Here is a 14,556-nt window from a genome sequence, read left to right as displayed (position 1 = left end):
GGTATTATCGCTTAAAACGAGACAAAAATCAGCATAACCTGCCCTAATCACTAGCTTTGCAGCGCACTTTGCTTTACATTTGCATGACATAATCACAGTGATAATGAGCGCATTTAAAATGAAAGAAATTCTCCCTCAACTCGAGCAACTGATTGATCAACTTATTGCACAAAACAATACTCTGGCTGAGCAGGTAAACACACTCAAAGAGCAAAACAGCAAATTAATTGATGAAAATGAGACGCTGCAGCTTGAAGTACTGGAAAGCGAAGAAAAGCAAAAAGAAACCAGCTCTACACTGAGTGGGTTGTTAGAAAAACTGCAGAGTGCTAGTCAGGCAGGCTAATGTCAGAATCGCCCGAACAGGTCACCGTCACCCTGCTGGGAAAAAGTCACCAGTTTTCCTGCACGCCAGGACAACAACAAGCACTGATTGATGCCGTAGGCCTGCTTAACGGGCGGGTCGACGAAATGCGTCAGCGCGATACAGTGCGCAGCGATCACAATGCCTTGTTGCTCGCTGCATTACACCTGTGTCATGAATTGCTGGCATTGCAAAGTGATACCCAGCAAGTGGAACAAACGCTACAACAGCTGACTCAACGTATCAGTACTCAGATGGAACGTGCTTAAGTGCTTCGCCTGGTCTGTGTATTCTTCACCACACTGATGCTGGCGCCAACAACGTTTGCAGCCAACTGGCATACGGTTTCTTCTCAGATAACCCTGATAGAACCACAAGCAAAAGCCCGCTTTATCTTACCGAATATGGCGCTTATACAGGGCAAAAACTGTAGCGCCCTGATAGACAGCCACGGAGACTTTGTGGCGCTGGAACAGGTGATTAACCAACTCAAAGAACGCCTGAACACCCCTTTGTGTTATTTAATCGCCACTACCAGCGAGACCCACCAGCTCACCGGGCTGGCACTATTAAAACAGGCATTTCCGAATGCCAGCGTACACCTGCCAAAGGCGCCACAGCTCACAGATCATACGCTGCGAGTAGCACTGGATACACAGCTCGATAACTTTGCCAAAAGCATTGAGCTCAGTGAGCAAAGACTGAGTAAGTTATCTGCTGAACAACAAGCTGCATGGCCACAACGGCTGGCGCTGGCCAAACAACGGCTGGCCCGCTGGCAAACGTTGCAAAGTACGGCTGTCACGAACGAGACTACAGCGCAAGCTGATTTGGAACTGGGTGGAGTCACATTAAAACTCAGCCAGTTTCACGGTCAAAGCGGCTACGACCTGAGCGTATTCAGTGTGCAACATGGCGCTTTATTCGCAGGACAGAGCGTAAACCTGCTGCCCTATGTCCGCAACACAAGTTGGCACTCTGCTCTGCTTGCCTTGCAGCACAGCCCTCAACTCGACTGGGTCTTGCCTGCTTTTGGTAAGCCCTACAAAGCCCGACAACTCAGTGTGCCAATCGCATTTTTAACGCTGGCACATCAACAGGCTGCGCAGGAAGATACCCGTCTCCCCAAAACACTCTCTTCTCTTTATCAGGACTTGCCCTACAACCAGATGCAATTGACTCAGCATTTCTCTCAGGCTGTCAAAGTTCTGGCCCGCAAGAAGACTTTGAATAAATAATCACCAGCAAGTATAGTGGACCTTATGAGAGATTCAGGCCGTTTTTTCTATGTCTTGGTGGCGCGTACTTAGTTCGTTACGCTGCGGTGTCATCGTCTTGTGCTCAGTGATGCTGACAGCATGTCTCAGCTCCCCGGAACGTCATGCTACCCCCGCGGATATCAACCTGGCGTTGAACCTTCCCAGCGAGGAGTTGCCAGCACCCGAAGCTGAGCAATCGGGCGCCACTGCACCTTTGCCGGTGATCACTGAACAGCCGCAGCAATATCAGGAGCTCTGGCAATATATCGCCGCAAACCTCAGCTTTGATATTGCCCCCAATGCACGCCTGCAGAAGCGGGTTCAATGGTATCTGTCACAACCCAATTACTTGTTGAGCGTGAACGAACGGGCTGCCCCTTATCTCTACCACATAGTGAAAAAAGTGGAACAACGCAAACTGCCGATGGAATTGGCACTGCTGCCCTTCGTAGAAAGTGATTTCCGGCCCACGGCACGCTCTTCTCAGGGTGCCGTCGGAGTGTGGCAACTGGTTGATGCAACCGCCTACCATTTTGGCCTGCAAAGCAATGACTGGTATGACGGCCGTCAGGATGTACTGGCCGCAACCGATGCGGCACTTGATTATTTAAATTATCTGCGACAGAGGTTTAATGGTAACTGGTTACATGCACTGGCAGCCTATAATTCCGGTGAAGGACGAGTCAAAGCTGCGATAAAATACAACCAAAAGCACAAGCGTAGCAGCCATTTCTGGCACCTGAAACTCCCCAGAGAAACCGCCGACTATGTGCCAAAATTGCTGGCTTTGAGCTACCTGTTACAGCATCCAGAAACAGGCCTGAAACGTCCCAGTTTACCCAATGAAGCGCAAACGACCGTGTTAGACGTAGGGCAAGCGTTTAACTTTGGTATTTTGGCTGCATTACTCGACATTGATAAGCAGCAACTACATCAGCTCAACCCTGGATATTTACGTCATCAGAGTCCGGCTGACGGGCCATTTAAAGTACTATTACCTATGGATCAACAGCAGCTGTTCGCCACCGACTTCTACCGCCGTCAGTTCAGCACGCACTATCAGGTAAGACTCAATGACACCCTGTACGGTATCGCCAGACGACATAACACCAGCGTTGCGCAGTTAAAACAGCTCAACAATAAAACCCGGGATCTTATTCGGGTTGGTGAAACACTGCTGATCCACCGCGCTCATGCCAAAGACGACCTCACAGTGGATTATGAGATCAGCCCCTATTTACAGCAACAACGGCCAGCTAAAGTCGCAACCTATGAAAAACACCATGTGATTCAGGAAGGAGATTCTCTTTGGGCCCTCAGCCGCCAATACCAGGTGCCGATGAAAGATTTGCTCGACTGGAATCAACTCACAACGCAAAGCCTGCTATCCCCTGGCGATACGCTGATCCTTCACTTGCCAGTAGAAGCCCCTGCAACGCCTCAGCCTAACGTAGGTACAGGGAGCGGCAAAGATTACCTCGATGAACTAAAAACACTGGTCAAGCCGAAAAGCGATCCGTAGAATGCCTGACACTACAACACTACGAAAATGAAGAGATTACTATGCAGATCGCAAAAAATACTGTGGTTGAGTTCCACTACACCCTGAGCGAAGCCGGTGAGCAGCTGGAAACCAGCACCAATCAGGACGCACTGGTATACCTGCACGGTGCCGAAGGTATGTTGCCAGGCCTGGAAGCTGGATTAGAGGGCAAAGCGGCAGGCGATAAACTGACCCTGACTCTGGAACCAAAGGATGCCTACGGTGAGTATCAGGAAGGCCTGACTCAGCGCATCCCAATTAAACACTTGCAGGGTCTGGGCAACGCTAAAGTCTGGAAACCAGGTATGACAGCTATTGTTGAATCTAACCAAGGCCGCCACCAGGTACAGATCATTAAAGTAGGCCGTTTCAACGCAGATTGCGATCTTAACCATCCTTTTGCAGGCAAAACACTGACCTTTGACATCGAGATCTTGTCTGTGCGCGAAGCCACAGCGGATGAAGTGGCGCATGGCCACGTACACGCTGAAGGTGGCTGCGGCCACAACCATTAAGGAAAACACATGCAAAAAGTTGCCATTGTAACCGGTGGCAGCGTCGGCATTGGTAAAGCCATTGCCGAACGTCTGCTAATTCAGGGCTATCAGGTGTTCAATTTGGACATTCAAACTGCATCACATGGAGAATATCGCCACTGTGACGTCAGTGATGTAAGCGCAGTGCACGATACCATCGCAGACATCATTGCCACTACAGGACGTGTTGATGCACTGGTGTCTAACGCAGGTAAACACCTCAGCGCCACCATAGAAGACACCGATGAACATACCCTGGATCAGCTTTTTGCCCTCAATGTCAAAGGAGCCTACAGCGCCATTCAGGCTGTGCTGCCAACCATGAAAGCGCAAAATGATGGCAGTATTGTCCTGATCTCCTCTGATCAGGCTTTAGTAGGCAAGCCTAACTCGTTTGCTTATAACCTGACCAAGGCTGCACTGGCCTCCATGGCCAAGACCACAGCACTGGATTATGCGGGCTATAATATTCGCGCAAATGCGGTGTGCCCGGGCACCATAGAGACACCTTTGTTTCATCAGGCTATCGATCGATACTGTGAAAAAAGCGGTGCCGATAAGCAGGCTATTGTCGCTGAAGAAGCGGCGCTCCAGCCATTGGGCCGATTAGGCCAGGCAAATGAAGTGGCAGCCCTGGTGGCATTTTTAGTAAGTCCCGATGCCAGCTTTATTACCGGCAGTTTGCAAACCATAGACGGTGGATATACAGCACGATGAACAAAATTATTGACCCGCACCTTCACTTTTTCTCACTCCGGCAGGGTCAATATCACTGGCTGAAACATAACCCGCCTGGTTGGCCTAATCTAGACCTGATCAGGCAGGACCACCTGCCCGATGCGCTCTTCAGTCTGAGTGACTTTTCTCTTGAAGGGTGCGTCCACATTGAGGCGGGGTTTGACAACGAGCAACCACAACGCGAGCTGGACTGGCTGGCACAGCTACTTCCGGCCACACGTTATAAAGCAGTTAGTTATGCACAAATCGACGCCCCAGCGGCACAGTTTCGTCGTCAGCTGGAAGCACTAAAACACCCCAGTTTGGTAGCAATACGCGACATCACTGAGGGCCAGGATGCAGCACGCCTGCTCCCCCCCCAGGTTGCCGATAATCTTGCCTTGCTGAGTGAAAATGGACTGCACTTTGAGGCCCAGTTTGAGCTCACTCAGCATAATGTGGTGACGCACCTGTGTAACATTGCACGCCAGCTACCAAATTTACGTATTATGCTCAATCATAGCGGGCTGGTGGGTCAGGCAGACAGCTGGCTGGAAAATGCGGCCTTACTGGCAGCACTCCCTCATTGCGCTATCAAATTTTCAGGGCATGAATTGCTGGCAAGCCCTTTGCCTTTACAGGACCAACTCACCAGCTTACTGGACTTATTTGGCACGGAGCGAGTCATGTTTGCCTCTAACCACCCGGTGTGCCTGATCAGACATGATTACCAGGGTGTCTGGCAACAGTATTTAGCCCTGTGCCGGCACGACGATGCACTCTGGCATCAGCTCAGCTACGCCAATGCCAAAAATTGGTATGGGTTTAACGGATCTTAACGAGATCGTATTCGGCCAGACTCGGGACTATGCTTTGTAGCCGGGTCTCTGTTTTGTCTAAGGCGTTAAGACATTCACAGTATTCATCTGCCTTTTCTTCCAATTGATAGGCCTTCTTCTTAAGCGACTTGTCGATTTCACTGGATATAATTTCCATGCGCTGGCCCATGTCGCTGAAACGATCTTCAATATTGCCTTCTCTGGCTTTAAACGCGTCCCCGACAGACACCAGTATCGCCCCCAAAGATCCATGTACAGCGGAATGGATCCGCTCGCTGATCTCCTTGGTAAAAAAGTCATCAATCTTAGAGAGGGACTGCGGCGCGATAAAATAGAAGTCTTCACCACGCTTAAACTTATCCATCAATGCGCGCTCAACATATTGCAGCTGGGTTTTCAGCACTTCCGGATCGTTGTCAGACATGCCCTCTACGACCTGCTCTATGGCGCTCAAGCCAAGATTGACACCGTCTGTCGCCAGATTAACCAGTTCAGGAACAGTGTCGCGGATCCCAAGTGCATATTCATTCAGCAGCAGAGTGTCCTGATCACTAAGCTGGATCCATTTACCTTTGATAAGCAGCTGATTATCATTGTTGATCTGCACCCGGGTCTGATTTTTATCGACGATGCGAATGACCGAATCTGTGATGATCAAGCCATGGCCCAGTTCGACATCACATTTACCTGCCGCCTGAGAAAGCGCCGGCATTAGCCATAAAGCGGATATAAATAAGAATTGTAAAATGCGTACACAGAACACGTGCTACCTCCACCTTAAGATAATGTGAGCGTAGCAAATTTAGTGAGGCCAACCCACCTGTTTGCGGCGGGACTGGCCAATTTTTGCGCCTAACGGCACCAAATGTGCCTCAATGAACGTCTGTGCTACTCGCAGAATGCGTAGCGAACCAGCCTGACATAAGCGGTGGAGTTCTTACTAAACACATTGCTCACTTTACCATCGCCAAAAGAGAACAGCCAGGCATTGCCTGGCGTACCTTCCACTGTGGTACTGGACCAGTAGTTTTTCTCCAGGGTTGCGAGAAAAACTTCCTCGTTAATAGCGGGCTTGACGCAGCGATGCTCTACAATGCTGGCCAACTCCTTCACATTGGGCAGGTGCCAGTCGCTGTAACCGGCAAATTCCTGCGCGTTGGCAGTTTGTAGTGCCTGTTGCCAGCTCAGCTCTTGTGCAACATTATCGCAGCTGCCACTGTCACTATTGTAAATCTGACCGAATGAACAGCGCTGCCACATCAGGTTAGTTTGCTTATCACAGACGGTACCATCGTCTTTTATTTCAAACTGTGCCTTTGGCGTGGTGTCAGGTACCAAAGCTGCTGACGCACAAATTTGTGAAGCAAGCGCGCTATAGCTAAAGCTGGCAGACGCGATTGCGGTTAAGATCAATGCTCTCATTAGTCTTCCTCCCCGTAGCGACGCACCAGTCTGACATAAGCGGTTTGCGACTTATTGCGTGTCACGTCGTTGCCGGTTTTCATGTCAATAACCAAAGCCCGAACCAGGTTTGCATCTTTTCCGTCAGTCCCGTCCACACTCGTCTGAGTAGTCCAATAGTACTGGTGCCCCAGCAATGCCTGATCCGGCACATTGGGGAAGTAAGTGGGGTCAAGCAAATAGTCACTACTGCTGTTGTGATCGAGCAAATTTGCCAGCTCCATATAAGTCGGCAGACGCCAGTTATTACCGCCACAGAAACTGGCTTCATTCACCGCGTCGATCAGGGCTTGTACACCGCAATAATCATCCTGCGGGCAAGTCGAGTTGGGTGCGCCTGGTGTGACATTCGCTTTGCCCGCCAGGAACCAGGTGTAGTGGTTTTGTGCGTTACGCACACTGGTGTTGGGCAAGCTCCCCGCGGTCGCTTCTTTGACCTCCCAGATCAACCCCGTGACATTGTCCAATACACAAGCAAAGCTGTCTTCACTATTTGGTAGCGGTTCAAATTCCTCACTAAACTTCGTAAAGTCAAAAGCCTGGTTGCCCTGACCACTTTTAGGGATAAACTGCACCACGGCATCCCGTCCAAGCTCAGCGTCCTGCCCCGGAAAATCACTATTGCCACAACTGATCTGTGCTGTGTTGTTGTAGCATAAAGTGGTGCCGGTATCATTTAGGTTGCCAAGCGGCTTAGGCAGGATCTCTACGTTTACGGTGTCTGTACCGGTACGCTGTGCGCTGTCGGTCAGCGTCACTTTAAAGTCTATCGAAGTGGCCTGATTACCGCTTTTAAGCGGCGCCATAAAGGTGGTTTTACACGCTCGCTCATCTGCAAGGGTGACAGCACTGCCATTACTTACCTGCTCCCACATACAGGAAAACTGACCATCAACCGTGACACTGCTGCTGGCATCCAGGGTTACCGTGTCGAGCTCCTGAACTTGCTGGTCGCTCCCCGCATTGGCCAGTACCAATTGATCATTTGCCAACAATGAAAGCCGCTTCGTTGTGGCACCGGTCCCCCCTTCGTCGTCGGTCACGGTGAGTTCCCAGATGACCGAGCTTGGCGAGGCCAGCAAGGGATGTACAAAACTCAGAGTGGCCTGATCGGTGCGCTCGGTGGTAATGGTACTGGGCCCATCTAGCATCTTCCACTGATAGGCTACTATGCTACCATTTTCATCCCGGTCACTGGAGTCCACGCCCGACAGGGTGATGGTATCAGCATATTTGGAAGTCCCGCTTTCTGGTGCGGTTTGCGTTATTTGAGCTTTAGGATCTAAATTAACGGACAAGACTGTGACAATCACAGTATCGCTGGCCGAGGTGCCATCCGGTGCTGTGTAACTGACTTTAAGTTCAACCGGGCTATTTCCTTTAACATCCGGTGCGGTCACTGTCAGCTCCTCACCTTCTTGCGGAAAACCCTCAATGTCCGGGCCTGAAATCACCTGCCAGCTAAACACACCACCGGAAGGAGAACCCAGCGCTTTGAGTGTAAATTCGATTTTTTCATTGACGGTGATATCTAAACCCGCGTTCACACTGACGCTGATATTCGGGCTTTCATCACCACCGGAGCCGCCACCGCATGCGCTTAACACACTCGCAAACCCCAGAGCCAATACTGACTTCTTCAGCATGGTAACTCCCTAAAACGTGACTTATTCATTGTGCAGCATGTCAGTGCTGCCAACGGACGATTGTACCAAAACCAGGGGATGGTGCACTGCAGGCAAGGTCATCCCCTGCTCTGCATGCAAGTGTGGTGTACGTTGAAAAGCTTAGAGGTAACTATCCTGGTGGATCCGAACAAATAACTTAGTGCCTATTTTGCTGTAATCTACCTTGTACTCACGCCCGTCAAGCGCCTGAATAAACAACAGTCTCTTTACTTCACCAAACACATCCACGCTGGCCACGTGAACTACCTCTAAGTAACGCTCTTTGGCTTCGCGACGGTTTCTTGGCAGTTCTTCTTTGAACGGCACTAAACCGGTCGGAGTCACCTTAATCTTTGGGTGATTTTCTCCATTCACGACAACTAAATCGAGCTTTTTCTCTTTATGGATAATGGTGTTGCGACCACTTTTAATAAAAGCTTTCTCAAAGCTCATGTATTTATCCTGTTACTTCATTGCTGAGGTAGCCAACTCACTATGCAAGTTTTTGACCACCTCTTCGGGTGATAACTTCCAACGATTCATGACAGTGGCAAATTGCCAGATATCCCTGTCGAGTACGTTAGCAGGCAACATCAAGTCGTAGCCTGTCAGCGTTTTAAAGTTCTGCATCCGATTTGCGAACATCGCCATTAATCCAGAATATGCTTGTCCACTTGGAGAGGTGTAATTCGCCTCTTCGATCAGCCATTCTGATGGGCAATTGCCATTACTGCAATGTATTTTAACAGCTTGTAAAAAAATATTCCGCTGTTCTATCAGTAATTTTCCAGCCAACCTGGGTGTCAGGTCGGATAAAAATACATCGATATCCTTTAGTTTAATACCTACAACATTTAACTCAAGCGTTTCAACTCCTTGAGTGACACTTGGCACGCCACTTGAGTGAAAATTATGATGCTCGAGCAAGAATTCACCAAACTTATGATAATAGACAAGCCGCTGCGGACTCATTTCGATACTATAATAAGGCTGCTGACTTTTTAAAAAGCCAAGCATAATCGCAACTATCGCGGCGCTTGCCAGTGCAATTTCAAGCAAACTGATTGGCGTTGCCCGTAAGGTAACAAAGACCATGATAATAACCAGCGCTATTGCACCAACCAGCATAAACTCAATGCTGTGGCGATTGGCCAGCGCACGTAATCTGACGGGTTCAACCATAACTATAAAACCACAAATAAAAACCGTACATAATGATCCCCCAGAACACCATTTTACGTATTTTCATACACCTCGGGCATGGTTTCTTTTTTTTCATAATGCCTTAATTTTTGGGTACAAAGTTCAACATACCGTGGGCCATATTGCTCGCTTTTCGTTTAACGCACAAATATACAGGACGTTCGACAATATGCTCTATTTGGAATTTTTGTACACTAAAGCCCCGCAGTCAACGAGAATCAATTATGCGCGCCAGTCAATCGGGTAAAGCCCTCTTTCCTTTTATAATTTTAGTGCTTATTGCACTTTGCGGCTATCTCTATTTACCTGCCAGCAATGGCAAAAGCAAATCATTTTCCGGCGCCCCGACTCAGGTTGCCGCGGTGACGGTCGATCAGCAAAGCCGAGACATTACCATTAACGCGATTGGCTCAGCCCGTGCGAATCATGCTCTGAACATCACCAGTGCACAAAGCGATTATATCAGTGCGTTATACTTCGATGATGGGGACAGGGTAAAACAAGGTGATAAACTCGCCCAACTGCAAGATTTGAAAGAGCAGCTAGCAGTGCAAGAGTTAGAGGTCAATCTTAAAGAAGAACGCCGTCAGCTCAAACGCTTAACTGAATTGTCAAAAACTCAGTCCGCTGCTCGTTCACAGTTGGACAGTCAACATGCCGTTGTCGATGCGCTGGAAATTCAGTTACAAACGGCTCGAACAAAGCTGGCAGAAATGGCCATCTATGCGCCCTTTGACGGTATACTGGGTCAGCGTCTGGTATCGGTGGGCAGCTTCGTCAATAACAACAGTGTACTGACCACTCTGGACGATATCAGCATCATCAAAGTTGACTTCCAGGTACCTGAAAAATACCTTGCTCAGCTTAAACTTAACATGCGCGCAGCTGTATCCAGCGATGCCTACCCAGAGAGCACATTTGAGGGCATCATTACACATATCGACCCACGCATTGATGATGCAACCCGCAGCATTCGCGTGACAGCCAGCTTCGACAATCCAAAAGATTTACTCAGACCCGGTATGTTGTTGCATGTCTCGCTCTTTTTGGGCGAGTTAAACGCCCTGATGGTGCCGGAAAAAAGCCTGATCCCGAGACAGGATAAACACTTTGTCTTCACCATTAACGACGGCAAGGCAAAACAACAACAGGTTAATGTCCTGTCTCGCTTCCAGGGCTGGGTTGCTGTTGATGGATTGTCTGCAGGTCAGCAGATCATCACTGAAGGCACCACCAAGATTCGTAATGGCAGCACCGTTGTGGTTAAGGGGTAAAACGTGCGGATCACAGATACAGCCGTAAAACGGCCGGTTTTTGCCATTGTCATTAACTTATTACTGCTGACCTTTGGCTTGGTTGCTTTCACTATGCTGCCACTGCGCGAGTACCCAGACATCGAAACACCAATTGTCAGTGTTAGTACCGATTATACCGGTGCGTCTGCAGAGGTCGTAGAAACCAAAATCACTCAGGTGCTGGAAAACCGTATCTCAGGTATTGAAGGGATCAAAAGCATCACCTCTTCCAGTCGTAATGGTCGTTCAAACATCACCATTGAATTCAACATTGATCGGAATATTGATGCCGCCGCCAATGATGTGCGAGAGCGGGTATCAAGGGCGCTGGACCGGCTGCCTGAGCAGGTTCGTCCACCTGAGGTTTCCAAGTCTAACAGTGATGAAAGCCCCATAGCCTGGTTCGTGCTGAACAGCGAAACTATGGATACGCTGCAACTATCCGACTATGCCCAGCGCTTTATCGTCGACAGATTGGCGGTGGTGGATGGTGTGTCAAACGTACGCATCGGTGGCGAACGTAAATATGCCATGAAGATCTGGTTGGATCGTCGCGCAATGGCAGCCCGAGATATCACCGCCAGCGACATTGAACGTGTACTACGCAACGAGAACGTCGAGCTGCCAGCTGGTGAAATTGAATCGCTGGACCGCGACTTTGCCGTACGTATCGCCCGCAGCTACAAAACCCAGGAAGACTTTAATAATCTGGTGATTAAACGCGGCGCTCAGGGTTACCTGGTGCGGCTTGGCGAAGTCGCTGACGTCCGCCTGGAAGCAGCAGATGTTGAAAGTACTTTCCGCGGTAACGGTAAAAACATGATAGGTCTGGGGATTGTTAAACAAGCCAAAGCCAATACACTGGATGTCGTCGACAATGCCCGTAAAGAACTGGAGAAAATCAAACGTAACCTGCCAGAGGGCACTACCATTCAGGACAGTTACGATTCCTCCGTGTTTATTCGCGAATCCATTATTGAAGTGTATCGCACACTGGCCATCGCCATGGGACTGGTAGTCTTAGTGATATTCCTGTTTTTAGGTAACATCCGCGCCACCCTGATACCCGCAATCACGGTACCCATCGCGTTGATTGCCACTTTTACCTTCTTGTTTGCTATGGGTTACTCCATTAATCTTCTGACACTACTGGCGCTGGTGCTCGCCATCGGCCTGGTGGTAGATGACGCAATCGTGATGCTGGAAAACATCCACCGTCGTATCGAACTGGGCGAACCCAGATTGCTGGCAGCCTATCGCGGAGCACGAGAAGTGGGCTTTGCCATCATCGCCACCACCTTAGTGCTGGTTGCCGTTTTCGTCCCTCTGGTGTTTATGGAAGGGCGCATCGGTGCCCTATTTACCGAGTTTGCTTTGGCAGTCAGTGCGGCCGTGATCTTCTCTAGCATTACGGCACTTACCCTGTCGCCCGCTTTGTGCTCTAAAGTACTCAAAGCCAGCAATAAAGAAAGTAAGTTTTCTCAGTGGATGGACAACCAATTTGGTCGCCTGGAGTCTGCCTACCGTAATGTGATCAGCGACAACATCACTCGACGTTACAGCTTGATGCTGACACTCGCACTGGCTGGCTTTGCAAGCTACGCCTTGTTCCAGCAGATCCCATCAGAACTGACCCCAAAAGAAGACCGGGGGACTTTTTTCATTATGATGAATGGCCCTGAAGGCGCCAGCTATGAAAATAATGCCGCTAATATGGCCGAGATTGAACAGCGCCTGCTGCCGTATGTCGAAAATGAAGAACTGAGCCGTGTTCTGGTGCGTGTGCCTGGCTGGGGAGGCCGAGGTGGTGTGGCTATTGTCGGTATGCCTGACTGGGACGAACGTAAACGCTCAACCTGGGAAGTGATGGGTGAGATCAGTGGCCAGATGCGTGAAGTCACCGATGTGCGTGCCTTTGCCATTATGCGCCGGGGCATAGGTGGAGGGGGTCAGTCCCGCCCTATCGAGTTCGTTCTGCAGGGGAATGACTATGACGAACTGGTAGACTGGCGTGATCGTATTCTCAACCGTGCCCGCACGAATCAGGGGCTGGTCAGACTCGACCACGACTATAAAGAAACTTTCCCACAGTTTTTGATCAGCATAGACAAACTCAAGGCCGCCGATCTGGGCGTCTCGGTCAGCGACATTGGCCGCACCTTAGAAACCATGCTGGGCCAGCGTCGTGTTACGACCTTTATTGACCGCGGTGAAGAGTATGATGTGATCCTCAAAGGGACCAAAGCAGACTTTAGTGCACCACACGACATCGCCGACATTTATGTCACTTCTCGCAGCGATCAACTAGTGCCGCTGGACAGCCTGATCACTATTCGCGAAGAGGCCACGGCTTCACGGTTAAATCGCTATAATCGAATGCGAGCCATTACAATTACTGCAAACCTGGCACCAGGTTATACACTGGAACAGGCACTGGATTTCCTGAACCAGGTTGCAGCGGAAGAAAATGACATTGACGGGGCCGTCGACTACAAAGGCGAATCTCAGCTGTTTTATGAAGGCGCGTCGGCCATGACCTACGTCTTTATTTTGGCTCTGACCGTGACTTTCCTGGTACTGGCCGCACAATTTGAAAGCTTTGTTCACCCACTGGTGATCATGCTGACGGTACCACTGGGCCTGGTCGGTGCTATGTTTGGCCTGTACGCCACCGACAGCTCGCTGAACATCTATAGCCAAATCGGGATAGTGATGCTGATTGGACTCAGCGCTAAAAATGGTATTCTGATTGTTGAGTTTGCCAACCAGCTCAGAGACAAAGGTGTAGCATTCGAACAAGCAATCATCGATGCTGCGGTGCAACGTCTCAGACCCATAATCATGACCTCACTGACCACAGTGATGAGTGCCATTCCGCTGGTGCTGGCTTCAGGCCCGGGCTCTGAAAGCCGTATGGTGATCGGGGTGGTCGTGTTTGCCGGGGTGAGTGTTGCGACCATCTTAACGCTGTTTGTGATCCCCTGTGCGTACAGCATGCTGGCACGCCGCACTCAGTCACCACAGGCAACCAGCGACAAGCTGCTGGAACAGCATGACGCCCACCCGCAAACACAACAGGAACGGGAGATTTAATGATGAGCCAGCAAATTGCCACATTTGGTGGCGGCTGTTTTTGGTGTATTGATGCCGCCTTTCGCAGAGTCCGGGGTGTCACGCAAGTAGCCTCTGGTTATGCCGGCGGTCATACCGACAATCCGACTTATGAGCAGATCTGCACCGGTCGAAGCGGCCATGCTGAAGTCGTTCAGCTCACCTTTGATCCCCAGCAGGTAGACTTTTCTGTGCTGCTGGAGATGTTTTTTGCGCTGCATGACCCCACCCAGCTAAACCGTCAGGGCAATGACATAGGTACTCAATACCGCAGCGTGGTGTTTTATCATAGTGAAGAGCAGCAAACGTTAACTCAGCGCTATATTGATGCGTTAGCGCCCACTATGGGCGCGCCCATAGTGACCGAAGTGTCAGGCAAAACACACTTTTATCCTGCTGAGCAGTATCATCAGGATTACTATACCAATAACCCTAATCAGGGTTACTGTAGCGTGATGATAGCGCCTAAATTAGCCGCATTCGCTGAGAAGTTTGCCACATACCTGGACGAATGAAATCCGCCCTTTAGATCAAAAAAGGAGGCTAATGCCTCCTTTTAAC

The 14,556-nt window shown here is 49.9% G+C and carries 15 protein-coding genes; 10 read left to right on the top strand and 5 right to left on the bottom strand.

What is annotated here, in order from left to right; translation table 11 throughout:
* The first annotated feature begins 118 nt into the window (after positions 1-118).
* Genes NH568_RS13710 through NH568_RS13680 form a run of 7 tightly spaced genes read left to right on the top strand, consistent with a single transcriptional unit; the run spans position 119 to position 5,258 of the window.
* On the top strand, positions 119-346 hold the full coding sequence (locus NH568_RS13710) for a DUF904 domain-containing protein (protein ID WP_253048172.1): 228 nt from the start codon (positions 119-121) through the stop codon (positions 344-346).
* The gene (locus NH568_RS13705) at positions 346-633 is read left to right on the top strand and encodes a cell division protein ZapA (protein WP_253048170.1); all 288 of its coding nucleotides are present in this window, start codon (positions 346-348) and stop codon (positions 631-633) included. The genes NH568_RS13710 and NH568_RS13705 overlap by 1 nt, the downstream gene beginning before the upstream one ends.
* Complete coding sequence (locus tag NH568_RS13700; RefSeq protein WP_253048168.1) at positions 634-1,602, top strand: hypothetical protein; 969 nt, start codon at positions 634-636, stop codon at positions 1,600-1,602. It abuts the gene before it with no gap.
* A 49-nt stretch (positions 1,603-1,651) separates the two neighbouring features.
* Positions 1,652-3,145 carry a transglycosylase SLT domain-containing protein gene (locus NH568_RS13695; protein WP_253048166.1) on the top strand — a complete coding sequence of 498 codons (1,494 nt, stop codon included), beginning with the start codon at positions 1,652-1,654 and terminating at the stop codon, positions 3,143-3,145.
* A gap of 41 nt (positions 3,146-3,186) precedes the next feature.
* Positions 3,187-3,681, top strand: coding sequence for a peptidylprolyl isomerase (locus NH568_RS13690; protein ID WP_253048164.1), 495 nt, complete (start codon positions 3,187-3,189; stop codon positions 3,679-3,681).
* 9 nt (positions 3,682-3,690) lie between these two features.
* On the top strand, positions 3,691-4,419 hold the full coding sequence (locus NH568_RS13685; protein ID WP_253048163.1) for an SDR family oxidoreductase: 729 nt from the start codon (positions 3,691-3,693) through the stop codon (positions 4,417-4,419).
* Positions 4,416-5,258 carry an amidohydrolase family protein gene (locus NH568_RS13680; RefSeq protein ID WP_253048162.1) on the top strand — a complete coding sequence of 281 codons (843 nt, stop codon included), beginning with the start codon at positions 4,416-4,418 and terminating at the stop codon, positions 5,256-5,258. Before NH568_RS13685 ends, NH568_RS13680 begins: the two co-directional genes overlap by 4 nt.
* On the opposite strand, the gene NH568_RS13675 is transcribed toward NH568_RS13680, so the two are convergent.
* From NH568_RS13675 to NH568_RS13655, 5 genes are all read right to left on the bottom strand, one after another.
* Positions 5,245-5,970 carry a YggN family protein gene (locus NH568_RS13675; RefSeq protein WP_138549912.1) on the bottom strand — a complete coding sequence of 242 codons (726 nt, stop codon included), beginning with the start codon at positions 5,968-5,970 and terminating at the stop codon, positions 5,245-5,247. The two genes, NH568_RS13680 and NH568_RS13675, sit on opposite strands and share 14 nt — an antisense overlap.
* 176 nt (positions 5,971-6,146) lie before the next feature.
* Positions 6,147-6,680, bottom strand: coding sequence for a DUF1566 domain-containing protein (locus tag NH568_RS13670; protein WP_253048161.1), 534 nt, complete (start codon positions 6,678-6,680; stop codon positions 6,147-6,149).
* Positions 6,680-8,365: a DUF1566 domain-containing protein gene (locus tag NH568_RS13665; RefSeq protein ID WP_253048159.1), complete on the bottom strand. Its 1,686-nt coding sequence runs from the start codon at positions 8,363-8,365 to the stop codon at positions 6,680-6,682. Before NH568_RS13665 ends, NH568_RS13670 begins: the two co-directional genes overlap by 1 nt.
* Positions 8,366-8,506: 141 nt before the next feature.
* The gene (locus NH568_RS13660; RefSeq protein WP_054014369.1) at positions 8,507-8,839 is read right to left on the bottom strand and encodes a hypothetical protein; all 333 of its coding nucleotides are present in this window, start codon (positions 8,837-8,839) and stop codon (positions 8,507-8,509) included.
* 12 nt (positions 8,840-8,851) lie between these two features.
* Entirely contained in the window at positions 8,852-9,568 is a 717-nt protein-coding gene (locus tag NH568_RS13655) for a DUF2982 domain-containing protein (protein WP_253048157.1), read from the bottom strand.
* Between the two features lie 245 nt (positions 9,569-9,813).
* Between NH568_RS13655 and NH568_RS13650 the strand changes: the two genes are divergently transcribed.
* The 3 genes from NH568_RS13650 to msrA are packed head-to-tail and all read left to right on the top strand — an operon-like array spanning position 9,814 to position 14,510.
* Entirely contained in the window at positions 9,814-10,863 is a 1,050-nt protein-coding gene (locus NH568_RS13650) for an efflux RND transporter periplasmic adaptor subunit (protein ID WP_253048155.1), read from the top strand.
* 3 nt (positions 10,864-10,866) lie between these two features.
* The gene (locus NH568_RS13645; protein ID WP_253048153.1) at positions 10,867-13,977 is read left to right on the top strand and encodes an efflux RND transporter permease subunit; all 3,111 of its coding nucleotides are present in this window, start codon (positions 10,867-10,869) and stop codon (positions 13,975-13,977) included.
* Entirely contained in the window at positions 13,977-14,510 is a 534-nt protein-coding gene (msrA, locus tag NH568_RS13640; protein ID WP_253048149.1) for a peptide-methionine (S)-S-oxide reductase MsrA, read from the top strand. The genes NH568_RS13645 and msrA overlap by 1 nt, the downstream gene beginning before the upstream one ends.
* Positions 14,511-14,556: the final 46 nt, after the last annotated feature.

The sequence above is a fragment of the Pseudoalteromonas sp. XMcav2-N genome, from assembly GCF_024124545.1.
In the GTDB taxonomy this organism is placed as follows: domain Bacteria; phylum Pseudomonadota; class Gammaproteobacteria; order Enterobacterales; family Alteromonadaceae; genus Pseudoalteromonas.
The sequence above is the reverse complement of the archived record's forward strand: the minus strand, read 5'-3'. Positions and strand labels throughout refer to the sequence as shown.